Raw genomic sequence first — 22975 nt, 5'->3', positions numbered from 1 at the left:
TGGGGCAAAGGGCACGGCCCGCGCGAAATCCCCTGCACGGGGCAATGGGCGATTGACCCTTTGGGGCGGGCTTGTATTTTGCGCCCAACCGCCACCGAGACCTCTCCTGCCAGAGGGGCCAGTGCGGACCAGGGGAGACGGTCATGAATGTCATCATGCGCACGGCACTGCTGACGGTGCTTACGGCGGGCCTTGCGGCCTGCAACGCGCCGCGTGGGGCCGGTTTCCAGTCCGAGGTTCTGGCCGCCAGCAGCACGCAGGTGTCGGATGTGGACGGCACCCCGATCTATGATTTTTCCGTGTTCAGCGTGACGCGCGACAGCCTGCCGGTGTTGCAGGCCTGGCCGTCCAACAACACGGACCGGATGTCCTGGATCAGCCATCAGGCCCAACCCCAGAGCATGATCATCACCCCCGGTGATACGCTGGCGATCACCATCTGGGACGCCGAGGAAAATTCGCTGCTGACCGCCCCCGGCCAGCGCGTAGCCCAGTTGCAGAACGTCAAGGTTGGCCCGGACGGGCGAATCTTTTTGCCATTCGTGGGCAACATGCGCGTCAGCGGCATGGCCCCCGACACGGCCCGCACGCGCATTCAGGAAATGCTGGTGAACACCGTGCCATCCGCACAGGTGCAGCTGAGCGTCGATCCCGGTCGGGCCAATACCGCCAACCTGGTGTCGGGCGTGCGTGCACCCGGTGTCTATCCGCTGCCCGATCGCAATGTCAGCCTGCTGACCCTGCTGTCGCTGGGCGGCGGCGTGAACGATGCGTTGCCCAACCCGCAGGTGCGCCTGTTCCGGGGCAACCGGTCCTATGGCATCGGTCTGAACCGTCTGTTCGACGACCCATCCCTGGATACGGTGATCCAGGGCGGCGACCGCGTGCTGATCGAGGCGGACGACCGCTATTTCCTGTCGCTGGGGGCGACCACCACGGAATCGCTGCATGTCTTTCCCAAGGATGAGGTCACGGCACTGGATGCGCTGGCGATCATCGGCGGTGTGAACGATGCCCGTGCCAATCCGCAGGCCATTCTGGTGCTGCGCGAATACGCCGCCGCCGATACGGTGGCAGGTCCCGTCAGTTCCGCCGGGCCGCCGCAGGAACGGGTGGTGTTCACCATCGACCTGACATCGGCGGACGGGTTGTTCAGCGCGGGCAAGTTCCAGATCCAGCCCGGTGATCTGGTCTATGCCACCGAAAGCCCGCTGGGGGCGACCGCCTCGGTCATCGGGCTGGCGGGTGCGACGCTGGGGCTTGCGAACTGATCCTGTCCTGCGGCGATGATTGTCGCAGAACAGGCAACGCTGTGTTGCAACCCTGAGGTTGTTTAACCACAATTCCGACAGTATCGCGCCGCCTGCGCGGCACCTTTGCCCGGTTTCCTGAAGGTTGATGATTTCCGCTGCTGCTGCGGGAATCCCCCTGAAACCGAAGGCTGCCCCCGGTCGTGTCATTCAATCGTAACGAGCAATATCTGTTAGAGTTGATCAACCGCGCTCGCCTGGACCCGCAGGCCGAGGCGGCGCGTTACGGGATCGACCTGAATGCCGACCTCAAGGACGGCACCATCACCACCAGCGCAAAACAGGTGCTGGCCCCCAATGACCAGCTGCATGCGGCCGCCACCGGCCACAGCGCATGGATGCTGGAGAACGACAGTTTCAGCCACGGCGGGGCGAACGGGTCGAACGGCGGCACCCGGATGCGGGCCGAAGGATATGAATTCACCGGGGCCTGGTCCTGGCGTGAAAACCTTGCCTGGCGCGGGGTCTACGGCACCGGCAGCATCGACATGTCCACCGCGATCGCTGCCCATCACGAAGGTCTGTTCCGCAGCGAAACGCACCGCGTCAACACCTTTGCCCCCCAGCTCAAGGAGGTGGGGATCGGCCAGGTCGGTGGTACCTTTACCGAAGAGGGGCGGGATTACGCGGCCTCGATGACAACGGTGAATTTCGCGGCGACGGGGACGGATGTCTTTGTCACCGGGGTGGCCTTTGACGATGCGGACGGCAACCTGTTCTACGGCATGGACGAGGGGGTCAAGGGTGTCACCCTGCGCCATGGTAGCCGCAGCGTGCAGACCGCCGAGGCTGGCGGCTATGCGCTGGCGGTGGCCCCCGAGGTGGCCAGTGACGTGACGGTGCTGGTCGGTGACGACGTGCTGGCGGAACTGAGCATCGACACCAGCGCGGGCAACGTGAAGCTGGACGTGGTGACGGCCGCCGACGGCGACCGCGTGCTGTTGCTGTCGGGGTCCGCCACGGTCGATTTCGGCACCACCGAGGTGCGCCTGCTGGGCCGCGCCGATCTGGACCTGACCGGCAGCGCGGGGGGCGATTTCCTGACTGGCAACGCGGGCAGCAACCAGCTGTCAGGTGCCGATGGCCGCGACCGGCTGTCGGGCGAGGACGGTGCGGACGTGCTGACCGGGGACGAGGGCCGTGACCGTCTGTCGGGCGGTGCGGGTGACGATACGCTCTACGGTGGCGAGGGGATGGACGTGCTCTATGGCGGGACCGGCAACGATACCTTGTATGGTGGCACGCATGACGACCGGCTGGTGGGCAACGCGGGCGACGATCTGCTGTTTGGCGGCGCGGGTGACGATTACATGATGGGTGGCCTCGGTGCGGACCAGTTCCATTTCGACGCAGGCACCGACCGGATCGCGGATTTCGAGGTCGGCATCGACCGGCTGCTGATCGCGGCGGGTCTGGCCGATGACGCGCAGGCGGTCATGGACCGCGCGCAGGTGGTGGACGGCGATACGGTCATCACATTCGACAGTGGCGATACGCTGATCCTCGAAGGGTTGAGCGACGTGTCGGTGCTGGCGGAGGATATCGCTTTTCTGTAGGTCTTGTCCCCGTGTGCCGCGATCGGCACGCAGGAGGGCCCGGGCATGCGCGACACCATTCTGATCCTTGGCGGCACGGGCAAGCTGGGCCGTGCTCTGGCCCGTGTCTGGCCGGATGATCTGCCCGCCCTGTGGCAGCACCGCCCTGACAGCGCCGCCCCCGCCACCCCCGCGATTGCCTGGGATATCCTGAACAGCCCCGCGCCGCTGGCCGATCTGGAACGGGCGGGTGTCGCGGGCATTCTGGCATTGGCGGGATACGCAGGCCCCGACCCCGATCTGCTGGCACAGAACTTGCCGCTGGCGCAGGCCGCGGCCCAACTGGGCAAAACACTGGGCTGTCGGGTGCTGGTGGCGTCCTCGCAGGCGGTTTACGGCCCGTGCAGCGGCCTGCTGCACGAAGGCTCCGCCTGTGCGCCGCAGGGTGGTTACGGTGCCGCGAAACTGGCGATGGAAGGCACCCTTGCCGGGCAGGACCATGTGACCTGCCTGCGGATCGGCAATGTCGCAGGCTGCGATGCGCTGGCCGCCGGTATCGCTGACGCCACGCCAGAGAACCCCGTGACATTGGACCGGTTCGCGGACGGGCAGGGGCCGCGGCGTGCGATGATCGGTGCAGCCGACCTGATGGCGATGATGCCTGCGCTGTTTGCCGCCCCCGCGCTGCCGCCTGTGCTGAACGTGGCGCGCGCCGGGTCGGTGGATATGGCCGACGTTCTGGACGCCCTCGGCCAGCCATTCGTCTGGCGCGACGCGGGCCCTGATGCGCTGCCTGACTTGCGGCTGGATGTGACCCTGTTGCAGGGGATTTTTGCTGTGCCGGACGCCGATGCCGCCGCCATGGCGCAGCAGGGGTGGCCCGCATGAGTGCGGGCAAACGCATCCTTGATCTGGTGCTGGCGGTGACGCTGGGGCTGTTGCTGTTGCCGCTGATGTGCGTGCTGATGGCGGTGCTGCTGATCACCGAAGGCCGCCCGCTGTTCTATATCAGCGAACGGATGCGCGCGCCGGGCCGGGGGTTCGGGCTGATCAAGCTGCGCACCATGCCCGTGGGATCGGACAAGGTTGGCGGTGTCACGGGCGGCGACAAGCAACGGCAGATGAGCCGGATGCACCGCCTGCTGCGCCGGTCCCGCGCGGATGAGATCCCGCAACTGTGGAACGTGATCCGGGGGGATATGAGCCTTGTCGGGCCGCGCCCGCCGCTGCGCCGCTATGTCGAGGATTATCCCGACCTCTATGGCGCCGTGCTGGCCTGCCGTCCGGGGATCACCGGACTGGCCAGTCTGGTCTATCACGCGCATGAGGAACGTCTGCTGGCGGCCTGCGATACCCCAGAGGCGACCGAGGTCACCTATCGCCGCCGCTGCATCCCGCAAAAGGCGCGGCTGGACCTGATCTATGCGCGGCACCGGACGCTGTGCTGGGATCTGGTGCTGATCGGACGCACGGCGATCAAACCGTTCAGATGAACACCAGCGTTTCGGCCAGCGTATCCAGCGTGGTGCCCGCGACCGCCAGCGCCGTGTCATCGCCAAAGCTCAGCGTTGCATCCGCGCCGTCCATGCGTCCGTAGAGGAACATCAGGTCATCCCGGCTGATGCCGCCACCCCAGAGGTCGGTTTCGATCATGATGCGATCCACCAGCGGGTCGAAATCGGTGACGGTCGCCGCCCCTTGGGTAAAGACGAAACTGTCTGCCCCCGCACCGCCGGTCAGGATGCCGAGGCCCGCGCCCGCGTCCAGCCAGTCATCGCCGTCGCCGCCCAGCAGCGTATCGTCGCCCGCCCCGCCGAACAGGCTGTCGGCGCCTGTCTCGCCCGACAGTTGATCGTCGCCCGCGCCACCTTGCAGGATATCGGTATCGGCCCCGCCGAACAGGGTGTCATTGCCCGCGCCGCCATCCAGCTGATCCGTGCCTGCCTCCCCCCATAGACGGTCATCCCCGGTCTGGCCCGACAGGGTGTCGTTGCCCGTGCCGCCAAAGAGGGTGTCGTCCCCGTCGCCACCGCGCAGGATGTCGTGATCCGCCTCGCCCAGCAGGGTATCGCGGCCCGTGCCGCCGGACAGGTCGTCGGCACCATCCCCCCCCGACAGGCGGTCGTCCCCATCGCCGCCAAAGAGCGTATCCGTGCCTGTGCCCCCGGACAGGCTGTCGGCGCCTGCGTTGCCAGACAGCTGGTCGTCGCCTGTGCCCCCGAAAAGCGTGTCATCATCCGCGCCGCCGAACAGGTGGTCATCACCCGCATCGCCAGCCAGCGTATCGCGCCCGTCGCCGCCATGGATCGTGTCGTGGCCGTCGTCGCCGAACACCCGGTCATCGCCGGTGCTGCCGTCGACCCAGTCATCGCCGTCACCGCCATAAACCGTGTCGTTGCCCGCGCTGCCATAAAGCAGGTCGTGGCCTGCACCACCGAACACCGTGTCATCACCGCTGGACCCATAGAGCAGGTCGCGCCCGTCGCCGCCGTAGGTCCTGTCATTGCCGGACCCGCTGCTGACCCAATCGTCACCGCTGCCTGCATAGATCCGGTCACCGCCACTGCCGCCGTAGATGCGGTCATTGCCGCTGACCCCGCCATAGAGGGTATCCCCCCATGTCCCGCCATAGATCGTGTCGCTGCCAGAGCGTCCGGAAATCGTGTCGCGCCCCGATCCGCCATAGATCAGGTCGTTGCCGGACTCCCCGCTGATGAAATCGTCGCCGCTGTGGCCAGACAGGCGGTCGTGGTTCGAGCCTCCGAACAATCGGTCGTTGCCCGATCCGCCATAGAGCCAGTCGCGCCCCGATCTGCCGTAGAGCCGGTCGCTGGCACTGCCACCTGACAGGCGGTCGTTGTTGGTGCCACCATAGAGCCTGTCCGCCCCCGACCCACCATAAAGCCGGTCACGGCTGGACCCGCCATACATGCGGTCATTGCCGCTGCCGCCGTAGAGCCTGTCGTCGCTGCCGCTGCCGTAGAGCCGGTCGCCGGCGGACCCACCGTAAAGTCTGTCGCGCCCCGATCCGCCATAGAGCCTGTCGCCCCAGGACCCGCCGTAAAGGCTGTCGTTGTTGGTCGATCCATAGAGCCGGTCATTGCCGCTGTCGCCATAGATGTAGTCGCGCCCGCCCTTGCCCATCAACGTGTCGTTGCCACGATTGCCATCCAGCCTGTCCGCCTTGCTGGTGCCGGATTTGGTATTGGCACCGCTGGATCCAGACCAGTCGATGCCGGTGATCCGACTGCCGGAAAACCCCGAAAAGCTGAGTGACGGGATCGCCCCGGACCCGGCAGTCAGCGGCCATGCGCCGGGGGCGGGCTGGTCTGCGGGATTGCTGCCCGGCACGTCCCAGACCGAAGGGGACGCGCCGAGGGGCCTGGGTTGCAGGCCGGAGGTATAGCCTTCGTAGACGGGCAGATCGACGGGATCCAAGGGTGGCGTGGTATAGCCCGGTGTGATGACGATCGGAATGCGAAAGGCGCCGATCAGGTCGGTGTCGGGCAGGGTGCGGTGGTCGATGGGCTGGCCATCCGCGCTGCGGACCTCCAGCACCTCGTCGCCATAGGTGATGCGAAACCCGGTCTGGGTGATCGCAAGGTCCAGCTGGCTGCGCGACCGCAGGAACGACCAGCCCGACAGGTCGATCCGGTCCAGGCCGGGCTGGAAATCCGCGATCGTGTCGGGGGTGCCATCCGCCGCCAGCACAAAGATATCCGCCCCCGCACCCCCGGTCAGCGTGTCGGTGCCCGCCCCGTCGCGCAGAATGTCGTCGCCTGCACCGCCGAACAGCCGATCGGTGCCTGCGCCGCCGGTCAGCAGATCGCCCCCGGCGCTGCCGGTCAGGGTGCCGCCTGCAGCGCTCGCCGTTCGGGTCAGGCCCGCGGCCCCCGCATCATAGCGCAGCAGGGTCAGCCCCGGTTCCGAGGCCGAGCCTGCGTAGATGTCGATGGCGCTGCCGTTGCTGCGCGCGGTGATGGCGGACACATTGGCCAGCGTGGTGTCCACCGCATCGGCCAGCGTGGCGCGGTGCAGCAGGGTGCCGTCGGGCAGCAGTTGCAGCAGGGTGATGCCATCATCGCCACCGCCCGCGATCACATAGGCCTGGCCCTGATGGCGGATGGTGGTCATGGCCGCGACCTCTCCGAAGCGGGTGTCGCGGGTGTCGAGCAGGTGATCGACCGGCGTCAGCGCACCATCCGCCCCGATGCGCAGGGTGGTCAGGCTGTCGGTGTCTGCGGCGGCAACCACCAGCCAGTCCGACCCGCCCGCGCTGATCTGGCCCACGGCGGTGGGGGCGCTGACCCAGAGGCTCTCTGCGTTGCCGGTGGCGTGGCGCGCGGTCAGTGTGCCGGTGGCCCCCACGGCCCATGTGGTAACACCGTTTTCCAGCGCCGAGGCGGTGAACAGATAGGTCTGCCCGGACACCGTGGCGGTGACGGCGGATGACACGTCGGCGGCATAGGTGGCGGCGGTATCCGCGATGATGCGCGTGTCGATCAGCCTGCCCTGGTCGGAAAATGTCAGTTGCGCCACGCCACCGCGCCCGGCCAGCCCCCCCCAGACCACGTGATTGCCGTTTGCCAGTTCCACGCTGGCGGTGTGTTGCAGGCTGCCCCAGATGCCGGTGCTGCCTGCCACCGTATCCCCCGGAAGCAGGGCCCCGCTGGAGGACACGCCGCGCAGCACGAGTGCGCCACCCGCCCCGCCGCCGGTCATGATCACGGGGCCTGCGTCCAGATCCAGCGGGGTGATCCAGCCATGCCCGCCCGGGCGCAGCACGTCGCTGTGGGCCTGCGTGTTGCGCAGGCTCAGTCCGTCGTCCGACAGGGTCCAGCTGTAGATGCGCCCGTCGTAATTGGTGGTGGCGAACAGGCGGCCATCGATGATTTTCAGATCATCGGGGGCAGAGACACGGGCGGAATCCCAGGCCGTGACCTGTGTGATCCGTGTCAGCTCGCCCATTGATGATACCCGCCACAGCCTGCCATGCCCCCAGGATCAGGGCAGGGCCGTGCGCGGTGCAGGCGGAACCGGGGCAGCAGCGTGACGCTTTGTGCAGGTTTTCCGAGACTTTTATGCAAAACGGACGGGCAGCGCAGGCCACATCCGGCGCATTTCGACCCGTGCCGGGGGCTCTGCCCTTGAAACAGAGGCAAGGGGGGGCCTAAGACATACTGTGGCCCGCTGTCGCGGCGGGACCTTGGATCGGGAACGGGTGTCTATGTATCGATGGGTCAGCATTCTGCCGCGACGCGCCAAGCGCGGTGTGCTGCTGTGTGTCGATATCCTGCTGATCCCGGTGGCGCTGATCGTGGCGCTGACGCTGCAGGGCAATGCGCTGGTGGATGCCGACACGCTGGCACGGCACTGGCTGGCGCTGCCGGTGCTGATGGCCATCGGCGGGTTGCTGTCCAGCGTGCTGGGCCTGCCGCAGGTGCAGCTGAAATCCTACGAGAGCCACGCCATCGCCCTGACCGCAGGCCATGCGGTGCTGATGGGGGTCTCGGCGGCGGTCATCTATGACATGGCGGGGGTTGCGGCCCCCTTGGCCAGTTTCATCAACTTTGCGCTGGTCTATTTCCTGATTTCGGTCGCGGCACGGATCGCGATGCTGAACATCCTGCTGCATATCTACCGGCAGGGGCAGGACATCAGCCGGGTGTTGATCTACGGGGCCGGGCGCACGGGGCGCCAGCTGGCCGCCGCGTTGCGCGGGGACGAAACCGTGTTTCCCGTGGCGTTCATCGACGACAATGTCAGTGTGCAGAACACCATCATCCAGGGGATCATGGTGTCGCCGCCCGTGGCGCTGAATGCGCTGGTGCGCGAACACAAGATCGACCGCGTGCTGCTGGCGATGCCGTCGGCACCGCGTGCGCGGGTGGCCCAGCTGTCGCGCCGGCTAGAGGACATGGGGCTGGAGGTGCAGACCCTGCCGTCATTCGCCCAGCTGACCGGGCGCGAGGCGCTGATCGACCAGTTGCAGCCCGTGGTGCCGGGCCGGTTCCTGGGCCGCGAGGCGCTGGACGGGTCGCTGCCCAAATCGGGGGCCACCTACAAGGACCGCGTGGTGATGATCACCGGGGCGGGCGGGTCCATCGGGTCGGAACTGTGCCGCCAACTGCTGACCCGCAAACCGTCCAAGATGGTCCTGTTCGAGGTCAGCGAGCTGGCGCTCTATGCGCTGGACATGGAATTGCGCGCCCTGCTGCGCGACCAGACCATCGAGATCGTCCCGGTGCTGGGCACGATCACCGACGAGGCGCTGTTGTTGCGCGTCATGACCACCCACGGCGTGCAGGTCGTGTTGCACGCCGCCGCCTACAAACACGTGCCGCTTGTCGAGGCCAATCCGCTGGTGGGCATGTCCAACAACGTGCTGGGCACGCAGGCGCTGGCGCAGGCCGCCCAGACCGCCGGTGTGGACCGGTTCATCCTGATTTCATCCGACAAGGCGGTGCGCCCCACCAACATCATGGGGGCCAGCAAACGCCTGGCCGAGATGATCCTGCAGGACATGGCCAGTCGGTCCGGCAATGGCGGGACGATTTTCACCATGGTGCGGTTCGGCAATGTCATGGGGTCCTCGGGGTCGGTCATTCCGCTGTTTCAGGAACAGATCCAGAAGGGCGGACCCGTCACGCTGACCCACCGCGATGTGACCCGGTTTTTCATGACCATCCCCGAGGCAGCCGCGCTGGTGCTGGTGGCGGGCGGCTTTGCGCAGGGCGGCGATGTCTTCGTGCTGGATATGGGCGCGCCCATCCGCATCTATGATCTGGCGCGCCAGATGATCGAAAGTGCCGGCTACCGCGTGATCGACGACGACACCCCCGACGGCGATATCGAGATCAAGGTCACCGGGCTGCGGCCTGGCGAAAAGATCTACGAAGAGCTCTTGATCGGTGAAGGCCAGCTGACCACGCCGCACCCCAAGATCATGCAGGCCCGCGAGGCGCATCCCTCTGAAATCGAGGTTGCCGCAGCCCTCAAGGCGCTGCGCCGCGCGTTGGACACCGCCGACGAGGACGCGTTGCGCGCGCTGGTCGCCCGCTGGGTCGAAGGCGGCGAACAGGTGCTGACCCCGCGCACGCAAGACGTCAAACAATAGGAACAGACCCGATATGCCCCCCAAATTCGGCACCTCTGGCCTGCGCGGCCTTGTCGTGGACCTGACGCCCGATCTGGTGGCCGATCACGTCCGCGCCTTTGTCGCGGCCTGCGATACGGGGACAGGTCTGTTCGTGGGACGCGACCTGCGCGACAGCTCGCCTGCGATTGCCGCGATGGTGATGGAGGCCGCCCGGGCCGAAGGGCTGGCCGTGACCGATTGCGGTGCGGTGCCGACGCCTGCGCTGGCGCTGGCGTCCATGGGGGCGGGGGCCGCGGCCGTGATGATCACCGGCAGCCATATTCCCGCCGACCGTAACGGGCTGAAGTTCTATCTGCCGGGTGGCGAGATCGGCAAGGATGACGAGGCGGCGATCCTGACGCATCTGGGGCGTGCCCCTGCGGGTAAAGCCGGCACGCTGACGGTCAACACGACCGCAGGTGCCGATTACGTCGCCCGCTATGTCAGCGCCTATGGCGCGGCACTCGCGGGGCTGACCATCGGCGTCTACAGCCATTCCGCCGTGGGCCGCGACCTGCTGCTGGCAGTGGTGGCGGGTCTGGGGGCCACGCCGGTGGAACTGGGCCGGTCCGAAGTGTTCATTCCTGTCGATACCGAAGCGGTCGATCCGGGTGTGGCCGCGCAACTGCGGGACTGGGCCGCGGAACAGCACCTTGATGCGATCGTATCCACCGATGGCGACGGCGACCGCCCACTGCTGACCGATGCGGCGGGCCGCGTGATCCCCGGCGACATTCTGGGCCAGATCACCGGCACAGCACTGGGGGCTGACGTGGCCGTGACGCCGGTATCGTCGAATACCGGGGCCGAACAGGTGTTCGGTCGCGTGATCCGCACACGGATCGGGTCGCCCCATGTGATCGCGGGCATGGACCAGGCGGGGGGTCGTGTCGTGGGATACGAGGCCAACGGGGGATTCCTGCTGGGGTTCGATGCAGAGGGCCTGACAGGCAAACTGTCCGCACTGGCGACGCGCGACGCGGTGCTGCCCTGGGTCGCACCACTGGCCGCGGCCCGCGCGGCAGGTGGGCTGGCCGCATTGGTGGCAGACCAGCCCGCCCGGTTCACCGCCGCCGACCGCCTGCAAGGGGTGCCGACCGAAGCCTCATTGGCTCTGGTTGAAAAATTAGGCTCTGAACTGCAGGATAGAGCCGCATTTCTGGATGACCTTGACGGTGCCGAACAGGCGATCGACCGCACCGACGGGCTGCGCATGACACTGATGGACGGGCGCATCGTGCATCTGCGCCCCTCTGGCAATGCCCCCGAACTGCGGCTTTATGTCGAAAGCGACAGCGCCGATGCCGCCGCCATGACGCTGGACCGGGGTCTTGCGCTCTTGCGCCGGACGCTGGGCTGATTGATGCAGAGCCCCATGACCGATACGCCACTACCCAGCCCCAACCTCAAGCCGCCCCGGTTCCAATCGGTGCGCGCCATCGTGGCGTTGATCCTGCGCGAGATGGCGGCGACCTACGGGGCCTCTCCGGGGGGATATGTCTGGGCCGTGCTGCAACCGGTGGGCATGCTGGCGCTGCTGACGCTGGCGTTTTCACTGATCGTGCGGGCACCGTCGCTGGGCACCAATTTCGCGATGTTCTACGCCACGGGGTTCCTGCCGTTCACGCTGTATAGCGAGATCGAGGGCAAGACGAACAACGCGATCATCTATTCGCGCGCCCTGCTGGCCTATCCGCGCATGACCTGGGCAGACCCGGTGCTGGCGCGGTTCATACTGCACCTGCTGACGCAGATCACCGTGTTCTGCATCGTGATCGTCGGCATCATCTTGGTGTTCGAACTGCACCTGACGATCACCGTCGGCCCGATCATGGTCGGGCTGGCCATGGCCGCATTGCTGGGTCTGGGGGTCGGTCTGGTCAACGCGGTGCTGTTCGGCCTGTTCCCGGTCTGGAAAACCATCTGGAAGATCATCACCCGGCCGCTGTTCCTGGCCTCGGGCATCTTCTTTATCCTCGAGGACATGCCGCAGGGGGTGCAGAATTTTCTGTGGTGGAACCCGCTGGTGCATGTCACCGGCCTGGTGCGCACCGGATTTTATTCCGTCTATCACCCGACCTACATTTCGCTGACCTACGGGTTCGGTCTGGCGCTGGTGCTGATCCTGCTGGGACTGATCTTCATGCGGGCCAATTATACAAAGGTGCTGGAGGCGCGTTAGGCCCAGCCGAACCGGAATGTCGTGCGATCACCGGTGCGATGCAGATAGCCTTCTTGCCACAGGATCAGGGCGGCGACCTGCCGGTCGGCAGGGCGTCCCGGCAACAAGGCTGTGCGCAGCTGTTCGGCTAGTGCGCTGGGATTGCGCGGGAATGACACGTTGGGCGTGCCGGTCGAACAGTTGAAACTGGTCACCGGCGTGCGCCAGTCGCCGTAGTTTTCCGTCAGGTAGCGGTCGGCGTCGGCAGGGCCGCGCACGGACAGGCCCGAGAGCGCGTAATCGGACAGTGTGAATGCGCTGTTGTCCCAGCGATGCTTGGCCGAGCCGTGCCAGCACAGATCACCGTCAGGGTGATGCACGAAAATATCGATGCCGATGCCGCTGGCGTGCATGACCCGGATAAGAGCAGGCAGCGGCTGGCCGATCCACAAACCGTCGGGATCGCGGGTCAGGTCGAGATGATCGCTGGCATTGATATAGGCCAGATCGGGGCCGGCCGTGATCTGGTGGCGCAGCCTGGCTTCGTCGAAATCCGCGATGTCGATGCCAACGTCGATGTCATAATCATGGGCCAGAAAGGCGCCTTCGCGCACAGCACCCAGAAAGGTGCCGGAAATCACGTAGAACGGCAGGTCGCATGACTGGATTGCAGACAGGGCGGCGCGGGCCTGATCCAGTGTGAACTGCGGCGCGGATTTGCCGGCGACCTGCTTGCGGGTGTCGGGATAGGTCATGTCACGGACCAGATCGCTTGCCTGTGTTTCGAACCGTTGCATCAGGGCCTGCTGTTCGGCGGGGTCCCGGCTGTCGCGGATCTGGCGCGCGAGCACATAGAGCCTGGCAAGATCGGCGTGCAGTCCCCTGCGCCCTGCCAGCCAGTCCGCAAGCGCGTGCACCGCGCCGGGGTCCATGTCGCTGGTCGGATCGAACAGTGGAACATCGCCGGGCATCATGCGCGCCGTCCAGCCGTGGGTCAGATACCAACGCAGTCGGTGCAATGCTGTGGCGAACCGGTCACCACGGCACAAGGCGGCCGCTTCGCGTGCCAAGGCGGCGCGGCCGGTGATGATGAAGGTGGCGACCGCCATCAGTCCGGCAAAGGTCAGACGCAGCGCAGGACCATGAGAACGGTTCAGCCAGCGCAGCGCACGAAAGGCGCGTGGGGACATGCCTATCCGGCCTGCTCGGTGTGCAGACGCTTGATCGCGGTCGATGAAATGGTGGGCGTGCGGGGGAGGTAGATCACCTGGCACAGATCGCTCAGGTCGTCGAACTTGCCGGTCCAGTCCGCCCCCATGGTGAACACGTCGATATTGTGCTCGGTGATATCGGTGCGTTTCTGTTCCCAGTTTTCCTCTGGGATGATGACGTCGACGCAACGCAGCTCTGCCAGCATGGCGCGGCGCGTTTCATAGTCGAAATGCGACTGCTTACCCTTGATGTCGTTGAACGCATCCGAAGAGATCGCGACGGTCAGGTGGTCCCCCAGCGCGCGGGCGTGCTGCAACAGTAGGACGTGGCCATAGTGAAACGTATCAAAGGTCCCGTAGGTAATGACTTTTTTCATGTGGCCGCCTTCTCTGGGCCCTGTGGGCCTTTGGTTTGTGAGGCGGTATCATGTGCGCAGGCCCGGTTTCAAGATTTATCCCCGGGCGGTATCGTCCGTCAGCTGCCAAGGCCAGTCATAATAAGGATCTGAGACGGTCCATCCGGTGCCATAACGTGCTTCTAGAAAGGCCTCTGGCTGTGCGGGTGTACCGACGGTCCGGCCCTTGAACGTCATCTCACCGGGGGGCAGCAGAACAGCAGTGGGGATGGTTTTCATCGCCATTTTCGACATGTGCAAACTGGTATTTTCTCCGTTCACCAAGAGCGGAAAGACGTCCACATATTGCTTTGTTGCCGGGTCATGCATGTGAAAATTTGTATAGCTATTGGGCCGGGTTGTCCGCCAGCCTTTGTCGCGCAGAGCCTCAAACAAGGCGGCTAGCTGTGGTTCCAGTGCGGCCCGGTTGGCGGCTTCGAAGGGGATCATCAGGTCGATATCGTCGTCATGGGCGATGAAATCACCCTCACGCACCGCACCCAGCAATGTGCCGTAGCCAATCATCGCCGGGAAACCCAGCTCTTCCAATACCCGATTGGCGTTTTCCAAGCATGTCATGAATACATCCGCGTTTGCACGCAGGCGAGAGACGTCGGAAAACCCGTGCCGTGCCAGCATCAGATCACCTGCCCCGATCCGGGAGGCTGCGGCTTTGACCTCGGTTGTCAGCCGTTCCAACCGTGCCTTGCTGTTCAGCACGGATTGGAACAGGTGCATTGAGGTGGTGGACCCAGGTACGCGCAGACGTTGAGCTGCCAGTAGATGTGCCAAAACGGTCCATTCATCGTCGCTGAGATCTGTCCCTTTGGGCAGGCGTTGTGTGGGAAACAGTTGTAGCAAGAGACGTTGTTCAGTGGCATCCTCGGTCAGCATCGGCTTGCGCTTGCGCACCCGCTTTGCCAGCGCCTGCAGAACCTGCGTGCGCGCCAGTGCTGCCATCGCCGGATCCTCGAGCATGTGGCGGTCCAGTGACACACCGCTTATTCGGGTCAGCAAATCCAGTGTGGTGTCGACGACGCGTGTGGCATTGACTGATAGGGTCGGGCGCCAATGGCCGTTCGCATCGGCCATGGCCACTGACAGCGCGCGTGCGCGCAGGCTCTGACCATCCCGGCGGTTATAGACACGCAGTGTGCCGGCGCTGACGGGGTTGGCAAAGCTGACGGTCACATAGGGACTTTCCTCTGGCTTGGTCCGGACACCGCCAAAGGCGAACAGATCGCGCGCGCCATTTTTCGACATGGCGTTACTGCTTTGGGTGACCGTGACATCAGTTTCTGCAATGGGAATCTTCTTGCCGTTGGAATCGAAGAGTTCCAGCCCGCGCAGATCGATTTGACCGGTTGCCCTGTTCGCCAGAAAGAGTGTGACCTTTGAGATATCGCCCCCCGTCGGCAATGACAGGTAATCAGCGTGGACGCCGCCGAACAACCCTAGCGAGGGCAGCATCGCGGTGGTGCCCGGGGCTCTGCGATGGGCGACACCGTCCTCGTGCGGTGGTAGATGCGCCTTGGGGCAGCCCTTTTTGCGCAGGAACGGGCAGGCCTCGAGCAGCGGGCCGTAGTCATAGTGCATTGGCGCGCCGTTGAAAGTCAGCGCGTTGCCCAGCAGTTTGGTCGTGACCGTGCGTTTCGCCAGATCCAACTCTTGTGCAAGACGCCATTTTTGCACGCTGGCAAAGTAGTCATGGAATTTGAATTCGCCGCCGCGCGGAGAGGTCGAGGCCAGCCACGCGCTGGGAATGCCATAAGCATCCGCGAGGATCAGCCCGTGCAGCGAGGACGTCACGATCTTGCGGCACGATAGCATATCGCGGACCACACCCTGAATGTCGGTACGGGAAAAGTCGATCATCTTGACCCCAGGCCCGTAGGAGGCCTCGCGCCATGCGCGTTCGCTCCATCGGACGCAGACGCCGTATTCATGGGTGATCTTGACCCGTGGAAAATAATACCAGGGCATCAAGAGGGCGGGATCGCCGTAAACTTTGGGCACGGTTGCGCCGAACCCGCGCGAGGCAGACAGTTTGGATCGGGTCAGTGGACCACGTACGGCGGTATAGCGGGCGTCGGTTGCGACCTCTTTCTGGGATTCCGTGCCATACATGCCAGTGCCCCAGAGGATCGAATGGGACGAGCCTTGATTGGTGATCGAGCCTACGACGACGTAATGCGGCTGGCTGCGATCTGCGACGGCGACGGGTTTGCCGGTCATTTTTTTGACCAGCCACGGTGAAATCAGATCACCAAAGTTCTTGGTGTAGGTAAAGTAGTTCAGCGGGATCTTGCCATCGACCTCGATGAGGTCTGCGACCTCGTATTGGTCCAGCAGGTGACGCTGGCGCCGACTGCCGAACCGGCTGGGCATACGACGCGCCATCAGGGATTTCGCAAGATTGGTAACGGCGGTACGGGCCCGGGAGTGCTTCATCTGGGGTGTCCTGTCTTTGGCCGCTGGTCCAAAATGTCTAGCACGCGGGCAGCGGCGCGCCCATCGTCTTTTGGGGCGTAGTCGGCGCGCAACGTGTCGCGCCGGTCCCCATAGGTCGCGTTGAAATCCACATTCATCGCCTGCACCAGCGCAGCGGTATCGGCACATAGCGGGCCGGGCGCGATATCAGCCAGCGGCACGTAGAATCCGCGCGTGGCATCGGCGTATTGATCCAGATCCGGCACGAGGAAATAGATTGGTTTTTCCATGACCGCGTAGTCAAAGAAGATCGACGAATAGTCGGTGATCAGCGCATCGGAGGCCAGCATCAGTGCGTTGACATCCGGGTGGTGTGTGACATCGACGACGCCTGGCGGACACCAGTTGGCGGCATTGGCCGTATTGGAATGGCCACGGTACAGCACGACGGTCTTGGCTTGCGTGCGTTCCTGCAGCAAATCCATGTCCAGAAAGAACACGCGCCCGTATCCGCCGTGCGGTCCCTTGAGGTTGTCGCGCCAGGTTGGGGCGTAGAGCAGGACATGGGTGTCGTCGTCCAGACCCAGCGTGTCGCGTGTCTGCTGCCGCAGATCATGCGCCGCGTCGTTGACCAGTGCGTCATTGCGTGGATAGCCCTCTTGAAGGATTTCGCCAGCATAGCCAAAGGCCTGCGGAAAGATCCGCGCCGCGTAATCATTCTGCGCGATCAGGTAGTCCCAGGAGGCCGCCTCGTTCACCATGAGGGCACGGTAACTGAGCGACAGGCTGGTTGTGGGCGCATCGTGGCCGATTTTTTTGAGGGGCGTACCATGCCAGGTCTGTAGATATGTCTGGTAGGGTCGTTTGATAAAGAACCAAGGCCAGTTGTTGTTGTTCACCAACAAGCGGGCACTGGCCAGCATGTCGTACCATTCGGGCGAAAACCGCAGCAGTGGCGTGGCCCAGTCTGGCACCGATATGGTGGGTGATGCGACTGACCAGTATTGTGCCGTCTGTGGCTGGCGTTGGTGCAGCGCGTGCGACAGCGCCAGTGGGGAATCGCCGATCGTAGCGCCGCCAAAGGCCTCGAACAGGACCGCATCCCGTGGCACATGATCGGCGCGGTAGGCTTGTTGCAACAGATATTCTGTCCTGAGTGCGCGCACGGTGCCTTGTGCCCGACCCAGTTGTACCCACAGGGCTTGGGCACGGGGGGTCAGGGTCAAGGTCACGCTGTCACCGTCGTGCTTTTGTGAAATGGGCAACCCTGCACCAAGGTCATTGGACACCTGTGGCCAGACTTTTTCGCCATCCTGCGGTACAAGGACGACGGCATAGCCGCGAGTGCGGCTGAGCGGGCTGCCAGCCTTTGTCGTCAGTGGCAGTGTCACGGTGAAATCGCCATCCTGTGACGGAAGTCTGGCACCACTGCCGGGTACGAATTGACTGAATAGTCTGGCGGTGACGATACCGCCGCCGTGGCGCCATCCGCTGATCTGCAAGCCACCATCGGTCAGGGTCACATCGGTGATTTCAGCGACCAAGGGTGCGGTCTGCAGGCAGATCACGCCCTTGGGGGCGGCGCGATAGAGGTAGGGACGCATCCGGTCGGTCCGGATTCGCCGTTCGGCTCTGCCCCAGACCAACGGTTTGCGTAGACGGCCTGTGACGGCCCAGAACTGCCAGTCCCGCAAAATTCCTGAGCGGGGCGGAATGTTGAAGGTCACGACTGCCCCGTCCGCCTCTTGCGTGACGCGGCCCGTGACGCGGCCCAGGCGGGCGGTGGCCCGGAACCGCGTACCGGGCTGGACGTCATTTGCCAGCTTCAGGCAGAGCGTATCCTTGGTGGCCCATGCGTCCTGCACGGCTGGGCCGGGCAATGGGTCGTACCGCAACTGCAAACCGGCGTTTCGCGCCGTTTGCATAATGCTCCACCGTCCCTGTGTACTGGCCTCGGCAAAGCTTGCCAGCCGTCCCTGTGCGGTTTGATCGTCAGCGGCCAGCGGTACCGTGCAGGTCACACCGTCCACCGTCACTGACACCTGCAGATTCCAGTGTCCCGCTGCCAGTGCCGTCAGGTCAAAATGCGCCTCAAAGCCCGAGGCGGCGTGATCGTTCCAGGGGTCATTGGCACGGACATCGGCCTCTGGCGCGTCAAAGCGGTCCAGTCGATCACTCTGCACCACGCGGTCCGGCCCGTCACCACTGACCTGATGCGCGTGTAGTGTGATCGTGCTGTTGGCAGCGGTCTGGCTGAGATTTTTCAAGAATGCCGTGCCGCGCACGATCAGTGTTTTCGCATCGATTGTGACAGTATCGATGTATTGCGAAACGTCGATATTCACCCCTGGATTGAGGCATTCGACCACTCCGTCGGGCCGCAGGTCCAAGCCATCAAAATAGACGTCGCAGATCCGTGCGGTCCCGTTGATGACGGTGCCGGGCACTTGCCAGGTTTGGCGTTCGCGGCGTTGCAGCAAGGTGGAGATATCGGCGCGGTGCCCATGATAGGCCGCAGCAGCTATCAGCCGGTCAGAGACGGATACCGCGCGTAGCAGGTCATATCCAAACGTATCGATGAAATCGCGTACCTCGGCGTGTAGCGTGTTCCAATAGGCGTCTTCTGTGCGTGGTACCTGTTCGTAGTAGGGCCGCATATCGAAACCGATGATCTTGACCAGCAGTGGGCGTTTGATCGCATCTGGTTCATCCGCAACCGCAGCGGTCAGGTCCGCGATCACACGCCAGCGTCCGTTCAGGTCGTCAAGCGAGGCCTTTTGCTGCGTGATAGAGGTCCCGTCGTCGCGGATGCGCCAGTGGCAGACGACGTCGCTGAGGATATCGAAGGTGCCTGCCTTGTAAGCCTTAAGTGACGGAAGCTGGTCTTCGTAGAGGCCAGTTGGAAAGCCGCCGACAACCCGTTCGAAGAATGCCCGCCGGTATAGTTTTGTCCACGCAAAGACGTTCTTGAGCACCTCCGGTTCGTCCGCCAAGCGACATCCTGTGCGACTGTGTCTGTGTAGTCGTTGTGCCCAAGGTGGTACGTAGCGCCCTGTGGGCGTATCACGCATCAGCGACCCTACGACAAAGTCAGACCCGCTGTGCACGAGGCTGCCCAGCATCTTTGCGATGGCTTGCGGTGGTATCGTATCGTCTGAGTCCACAAAGCAGAGCATCTCTCCGGTGGCATGTTCCACACCGGTATTGCGCGCAGCACCCAGACCACCGTTGGCCTTGCGCACGATCTTGATGCGTTTGTCACGTGCTGCGTAGCGCTGAAGCACGGTGATCGAATCGTCAGGCGATCCATCGTCAACGCAGATGATTTCAAGCTTGCGGTGGGTCTGTGCGAGGATCGAATCCAAACATGCAGGCAGAAAGGCTTCGACATTGTAGACGGGAACAATGACCGAAACGGTCGTCTGACGTCCCGGACGATTTACGTCGTCGCGGACACGCTTGATCAGTGTCTTGATACGGCGTGCAAACGTCAAGGACCGGTCTCCTAGAATGGGGCCTGTTGTTGGTGAATGCCGTCCTATAGCGACCCTGAACGATGATCAACGCTATGGGCCGTGACCGGGCGCGTTGCCCTTTGGCACGCAGGGTCTTATGCCTGTCGCAACTTGTGACAATGGGCAGGCCCCGTACGGCACATTCCGACATCGAGGAGCTCCGTATGCGGCGCTATTTAAGCATCATGGGCCAGCTCTCGGCGGTACGGCAGCTTCCGTTGTTTATATCGCTTCTGGGATGTCTGCTTGTCCTGGCATTGGGGCTGGTCGTGCCGACAGTCACGATGGACGCCGACGACATGCTGGGGCTGGTCATTGTGCTGCTCGTTCAGGGAATCACACTCTATGTTCCGACCCTGCTGACACGGTCCGTGCCGGTGATGCTATGGCCAGCCGGGCAGGTGCCCCATGAAATCTACGGTCGTTGGGTCGGATATGGTTGTGTGGTTTTGCTGGTGCTTGGCTTGTTGACGGGCTGGACGCTGTGGGCGGCCATCATCGTCGTTTTGGGGTTCGGTCTGTACGGGATCAGCGCACGGCAGCATTACCGCGCGTTGCATGCGCAAACCCAGCGGGCGCTGCGCCAGATAAAACCGGATTTCTTTGTTTATACCGGAGGCCTGGCTGCGAATACATATCAGTTAACCCAATGGCTGCCGGTGCTTGCGGCGTCACGCCACCAGTTTGCGATCCTGTGTGAAACGCAGGATTTTGCTGCAGCACTGCCACCGACAGATTTACCGGTCCTGGTCACGCGCAGCCTGCGGGGCAACGAGCAGGTTACGGCTACTGGAGCCAGTGGTATGCTCTATACGGGTAATCCGCAGACCAATACCGGGTTTTTGCGCTTTGCGCAGTTGCAGCACGTGTTCATCAACCACGGCGAAAGCGACAAGGTCGTCAATCAGAGCAAGCTGTTGCAGGCCTACGATCGTCTGTTCCTGGCGGGGCCGATGGCGCAGCAGCGCCTGACTGACGCCGGTATTGCTCTGCGCGAGGGTCAGGCCGTGCATATCGGCCGCCCGCCGGTCGAACTGGACCTGACGCGCCTGACCGATCCTGCAGGCCCGGTGCGCCGGGTGCTCTATGCGCCGACCTGGGAAGGGCTGGTCAAAGAGGCCGATTATACCTCTGTGCGCGCCGAGGGCTTCGCCATGCTGGAGGCGCTGCTGGCAGTGCCGGAGCTTGAGGTGACGGTCAAACTGCATCCGCTGACCGGATCCAAGTCGCAGGCCCAGGCTGTCTGGCGCAAACGCATGCTGGCCCTGTGTCAGCAGCGTGGCGTGACCGTCCACGGGCCTGACTATCCGATACATACGGCGATGAACGACAGCGACCTGCTGATCTGCGATATCTCCTCGGTGCTGAACGACTACCTGTATACCGGCAAGCCCATCGTGCTGTGCCATTTCGGTGAAATGCCGGTCGATCAGGTGCGCGATGAATTTGCATCCGCACAGGCGGCCGCAATCCTGACTGATCCGGCGCAGACCGCGCAGGCCCTGTCCGACAGCACGGGACCGCAGATGACGGCTGCACGTGCGGCCGTGGCAGAAGCATCCCTCAGTCTGTCGGGTGGCGGCATGATGGACCGCTTTGATGCGGCGCTGGCACAGCTGAAACAGGACTGACGCAGGCGGCTGTTCCCATGGGGACATTGTGTGCAATAGGGGCTGCATCGCACAAGGAGCATCACCATGAAAATCGCCGTGGTCGGTCTGGGATATGTGGGCATGTCGAATGCGGTGCTGCTGGCACAGCACAACACCGTCGTGGCCGTCGATCTGGACCCTGCGCGCGTGGATCTGGTGAACGCGCGCCGCAGCCCCATCGAGGATGCAGAGCTCGCGGATTATCTGGCCAACCGCGCGCTGGACCTGCGTGCGACCACCGATCTGGCGGCGGCGGTGCAGGGGGCGGATTATGCTATCGTGGCCACGCCCACGAACTACGATCCGGTGGCGAATTTCTTTGACGTCAGCTCTGTCCGGGCGGTGACCCAGGCAGTGCTGGCCGCCTCACCGGACACCACGGTCGTGATCAAATCGACGATTCCCGTGGGCTGCGTGGCCGAATTGCGCGCGGATCTTGGGTCGGACGCCATCCTCTTTTCCCCCGAATTCCTGCGCGAGGGGCGCGCGCTGCACGACAACCTGCACCCCAGCCGGATCATCGTGGGCGACCGGGGCGAGGCGGCCCGCCGCTTTGCCGAGCTGCTGGTGCAGGGGGCCGTGAAAAAGGACGCGCCCGTGCTGTTCACCGACGCGGGTGAGGCCGAGGCGATCAAGCTCTTTGCCAATACCTACCTTGCGATGCGCGTGGCCTATTTCAACGAACTCGACAGCTATGCGCTGATGCGGGGCATGGACAGCCGCCAGATCATCGCGGGTGTGGGCCTCGATCCGCGGATCGGCGATCACTACAACAACCCCTCGTTCGGCTACGGCGGTTATTGCCTGCCCAAGGATACCAAGCAGCTCCTCGCGAATTACGCCGATGTGCCGCAGAACATGATGCAGGCCATCGTGGATGCCAACCGCACCCGCAAGGACGTGCTGGCCGACCGGATCGTGGCGATGAACCCGGCCTGCGTGGGCATCCACCGGCTGGTGATGAAGGCGGGGTCCGACAACTGGCGACAGTCATCGGTGCAGGGCATCATGAAGCGGATCAAGGCCAAGGGGATCACCGTCGTGGTCTATGAACCCGCGCTGGAAGAGGAGCGTTTCTTTGGCTCCGAGGTGATCCGCGATCTGGATGCGTTCAAGGCGCGCTGCGATCTGATCGTGGCGAACCGGCTGACGGATGATATCGCCGATGTATCGGACCGGGTGTTCACGCGGGATCTGTTCGGCAACGACTGATCCCTCTGCATGAGCTACACGACGGCTTAGGGTCAGGACCCATTGATTTCCGCCTGACGGGGTGATTCACCGCTGCAAAAATGGGGGGTGAACATGTCTGATCTTTTCTGGCTGACGGATGCGCAGATGGCGCGCCTCGAGCCCTTCTTCCCGAAATCCCACGGCAAACCGCGCGTCGATGATCGACGCCAACTACCTGAAGGCCCACCGGACAGCGACCAGCATGGGCGTTAAAGGGGGGGGGCGCTGTCGCCTGATTGGTCGCACCAAGGGCGGCATGAACACCAAGCTGCATGCCATCTGCGACAGCGAAGGCCGGCCCCTGAACCTGTTCGTCACGGCGGGTCAGGTCAGCGATTACATCGGCGCACGAGCATTGCTGAGCAGCCTGCCGGACGTGGACTGGCTTCTCGGGG

14 protein-coding genes and 1 pseudogene are annotated in these 22975 nt (G+C 64.0%); 10 read left to right on the top strand and 5 right to left on the bottom strand.

The window, feature by feature from the left end; all coding sequences use genetic code 11:
* The first annotated feature begins 143 nt into the window (after positions 1-143).
* The 4 genes from BMX27_RS15140 to BMX27_RS15125 all read left to right on the top strand — a co-directional run bounded on the left by BMX27_RS15140 (position 144) and on the right by BMX27_RS15125 (position 4338).
* Complete coding sequence (locus BMX27_RS15140) at positions 144-1271, top strand: polysaccharide biosynthesis/export family protein (RefSeq protein ID WP_090160986.1); 1128 nt, start codon at positions 144-146, stop codon at positions 1269-1271.
* A 182-nt stretch (positions 1272-1453) separates the two neighbouring features.
* Complete coding sequence (locus BMX27_RS15135; protein ID WP_090160984.1) at positions 1454-2866, top strand: CAP domain-containing protein; 1413 nt, start codon at positions 1454-1456, stop codon at positions 2864-2866.
* A gap of 45 nt (positions 2867-2911) precedes the next feature.
* Positions 2912-3733: an NAD-dependent epimerase/dehydratase family protein gene (locus BMX27_RS15130; protein ID WP_090160982.1), complete on the top strand. Its 822-nt coding sequence runs from the start codon at positions 2912-2914 to the stop codon at positions 3731-3733.
* Complete coding sequence (locus BMX27_RS15125) at positions 3730-4338, top strand: sugar transferase (protein ID WP_090160980.1); 609 nt, start codon at positions 3730-3732, stop codon at positions 4336-4338. Before BMX27_RS15130 ends, BMX27_RS15125 begins: the two co-directional genes overlap by 4 nt.
* Here BMX27_RS15125 and BMX27_RS17095 read toward each other — a convergent pair.
* A complete protein-coding gene (locus BMX27_RS17095) occupies positions 4331-7813 on the bottom strand; it encodes a calcium-binding protein (RefSeq protein WP_090160978.1) in 3483 nt (1160 codons plus the stop codon). The genes BMX27_RS15125 and BMX27_RS17095 overlap by 8 nt on opposite strands.
* Before the next feature lie 259 nt (positions 7814-8072).
* On the opposite strand from BMX27_RS17095, the gene BMX27_RS15115 reads away from it, so the two are divergent.
* Genes BMX27_RS15115 through BMX27_RS15105 form a run of 3 tightly spaced genes read left to right on the top strand, consistent with a single transcriptional unit; the run spans position 8073 to position 12165 of the window.
* The gene (locus BMX27_RS15115; protein ID WP_090160976.1) at positions 8073-9962 is read left to right on the top strand and encodes a polysaccharide biosynthesis protein; all 1890 of its coding nucleotides are present in this window, start codon (positions 8073-8075) and stop codon (positions 9960-9962) included.
* A gap of 13 nt (positions 9963-9975) precedes the next feature.
* On the top strand, positions 9976-11343 hold the full coding sequence (locus tag BMX27_RS15110; RefSeq protein WP_090160973.1) for a phosphomannomutase: 1368 nt from the start codon (positions 9976-9978) through the stop codon (positions 11341-11343).
* A gap of 3 nt (positions 11344-11346) precedes the next feature.
* A complete protein-coding gene (locus tag BMX27_RS15105; RefSeq protein ID WP_256212584.1) occupies positions 11347-12165 on the top strand; it encodes an ABC transporter permease in 819 nt (272 codons plus the stop codon).
* On the opposite strand, the gene BMX27_RS15100 is transcribed toward BMX27_RS15105, so the two are convergent.
* The 4 genes from BMX27_RS15100 to BMX27_RS15085 form a co-directional block, all read right to left on the bottom strand.
* Entirely contained in the window at positions 12162-13334 is a 1173-nt protein-coding gene (locus tag BMX27_RS15100) for a LicD family protein (RefSeq protein ID WP_090160969.1), read from the bottom strand. The genes BMX27_RS15105 and BMX27_RS15100 overlap by 4 nt on opposite strands.
* Positions 13335-13336: 2 nt before the next feature.
* A complete protein-coding gene (locus BMX27_RS15095) occupies positions 13337-13732 on the bottom strand; it encodes an adenylyltransferase/cytidyltransferase family protein (RefSeq protein ID WP_090160967.1) in 396 nt (131 codons plus the stop codon).
* Positions 13733-13807: 75 nt separating this feature from the next.
* A complete protein-coding gene (locus tag BMX27_RS15090; RefSeq protein ID WP_090160965.1) occupies positions 13808-16201 on the bottom strand; it encodes a LicD family protein in 2394 nt (797 codons plus the stop codon).
* On the bottom strand, positions 16198-19674 hold the full coding sequence (locus BMX27_RS15085) for a bifunctional glycosyltransferase/CDP-glycerol:glycerophosphate glycerophosphotransferase (RefSeq protein ID WP_090160964.1): 3477 nt from the start codon (positions 19672-19674) through the stop codon (positions 16198-16200). Before BMX27_RS15085 ends, BMX27_RS15090 begins: the two co-directional genes overlap by 4 nt.
* A 185-nt stretch (positions 19675-19859) precedes the next feature.
* On the opposite strand from BMX27_RS15085, the gene BMX27_RS15080 reads away from it, so the two are divergent.
* From BMX27_RS15080 to BMX27_RS15070, 3 genes and pseudogenes are all read left to right on the top strand, one after another.
* Positions 19860-21326, top strand: a complete 1467-nt coding sequence (locus BMX27_RS15080) for a CDP-glycerol glycerophosphotransferase family protein (RefSeq protein ID WP_090160963.1) — start codon at positions 19860-19862, stop codon at positions 21324-21326.
* A 66-nt stretch (positions 21327-21392) separates the two neighbouring features.
* A complete protein-coding gene (locus BMX27_RS15075; RefSeq protein ID WP_090160962.1) occupies positions 21393-22559 on the top strand; it encodes a nucleotide sugar dehydrogenase in 1167 nt (388 codons plus the stop codon).
* A gap of 93 nt (positions 22560-22652) precedes the next feature.
* Positions 22653-22975: pseudogene (locus BMX27_RS15070) on the top strand (IS5/IS1182 family transposase); the annotation flags it as partial.

Origin of the sequence: Loktanella sp. DSM 29012 (genome assembly GCF_900110705.1) — a bacterium.
Lineage (GTDB): Bacteria > Pseudomonadota > Alphaproteobacteria > Rhodobacterales > Rhodobacteraceae > Loktanella > Loktanella gaetbuli.
The sequence above is the reverse complement of the archived record's forward strand: the minus strand, read 5'-3'. Positions and strand labels throughout refer to the sequence as shown.

What these genes read in the sequence shown, in the direction of transcription:
- BMX27_RS15095 (WP_090160967.1), bottom strand. Translation starts at nt 13,732, where the DNA reads ATGAAAAAAGTCATTACCTACGGGACCTTTGATACGTTTCACTATGGC.
- BMX27_RS15105 (WP_256212584.1), top strand. Translation starts at nt 11,347, where the DNA reads ATGCAGAGCCCCATGACCGATACGCCACTACCCAGCCCCAACCTCAAG.
- BMX27_RS15075 (WP_090160962.1), top strand. Translation starts at nt 21,393, where the DNA reads ATGAAAATCGCCGTGGTCGGTCTGGGATATGTGGGCATGTCGAATGCG.
- BMX27_RS15090 (WP_090160965.1), bottom strand. Translation starts at nt 16,201, where the DNA reads ATGAAGCACTCCCGGGCCCGTACCGCCGTTACCAATCTTGCGAAATCC.
- BMX27_RS15125 (WP_090160980.1), top strand. Translation starts at nt 3,730, where the DNA reads ATGAGTGCGGGCAAACGCATCCTTGATCTGGTGCTGGCGGTGACGCTG.
- BMX27_RS17095 (WP_090160978.1), bottom strand. Translation starts at nt 7,813, where the DNA reads ATGGGCGAGCTGACACGGATCACACAGGTCACGGCCTGGGATTCCGCC.
- BMX27_RS15080 (WP_090160963.1), top strand. Translation starts at nt 19,860, where the DNA reads ATGCGGCGCTATTTAAGCATCATGGGCCAGCTCTCGGCGGTACGGCAG.
- BMX27_RS15100 (WP_090160969.1), bottom strand. Translation starts at nt 13,334, where the DNA reads ATGTCCCCACGCGCCTTTCGTGCGCTGCGCTGGCTGAACCGTTCTCAT.
- BMX27_RS15130 (WP_090160982.1), top strand. Translation starts at nt 2,912, where the DNA reads ATGCGCGACACCATTCTGATCCTTGGCGGCACGGGCAAGCTGGGCCGT.
- BMX27_RS15110 (WP_090160973.1), top strand. Translation starts at nt 9,976, where the DNA reads ATGCCCCCCAAATTCGGCACCTCTGGCCTGCGCGGCCTTGTCGTGGAC.
- BMX27_RS15140 (WP_090160986.1), top strand. Translation starts at nt 144, where the DNA reads ATGAATGTCATCATGCGCACGGCACTGCTGACGGTGCTTACGGCGGGC.
- BMX27_RS15115 (WP_090160976.1), top strand. Translation starts at nt 8,073, where the DNA reads ATGTATCGATGGGTCAGCATTCTGCCGCGACGCGCCAAGCGCGGTGTG.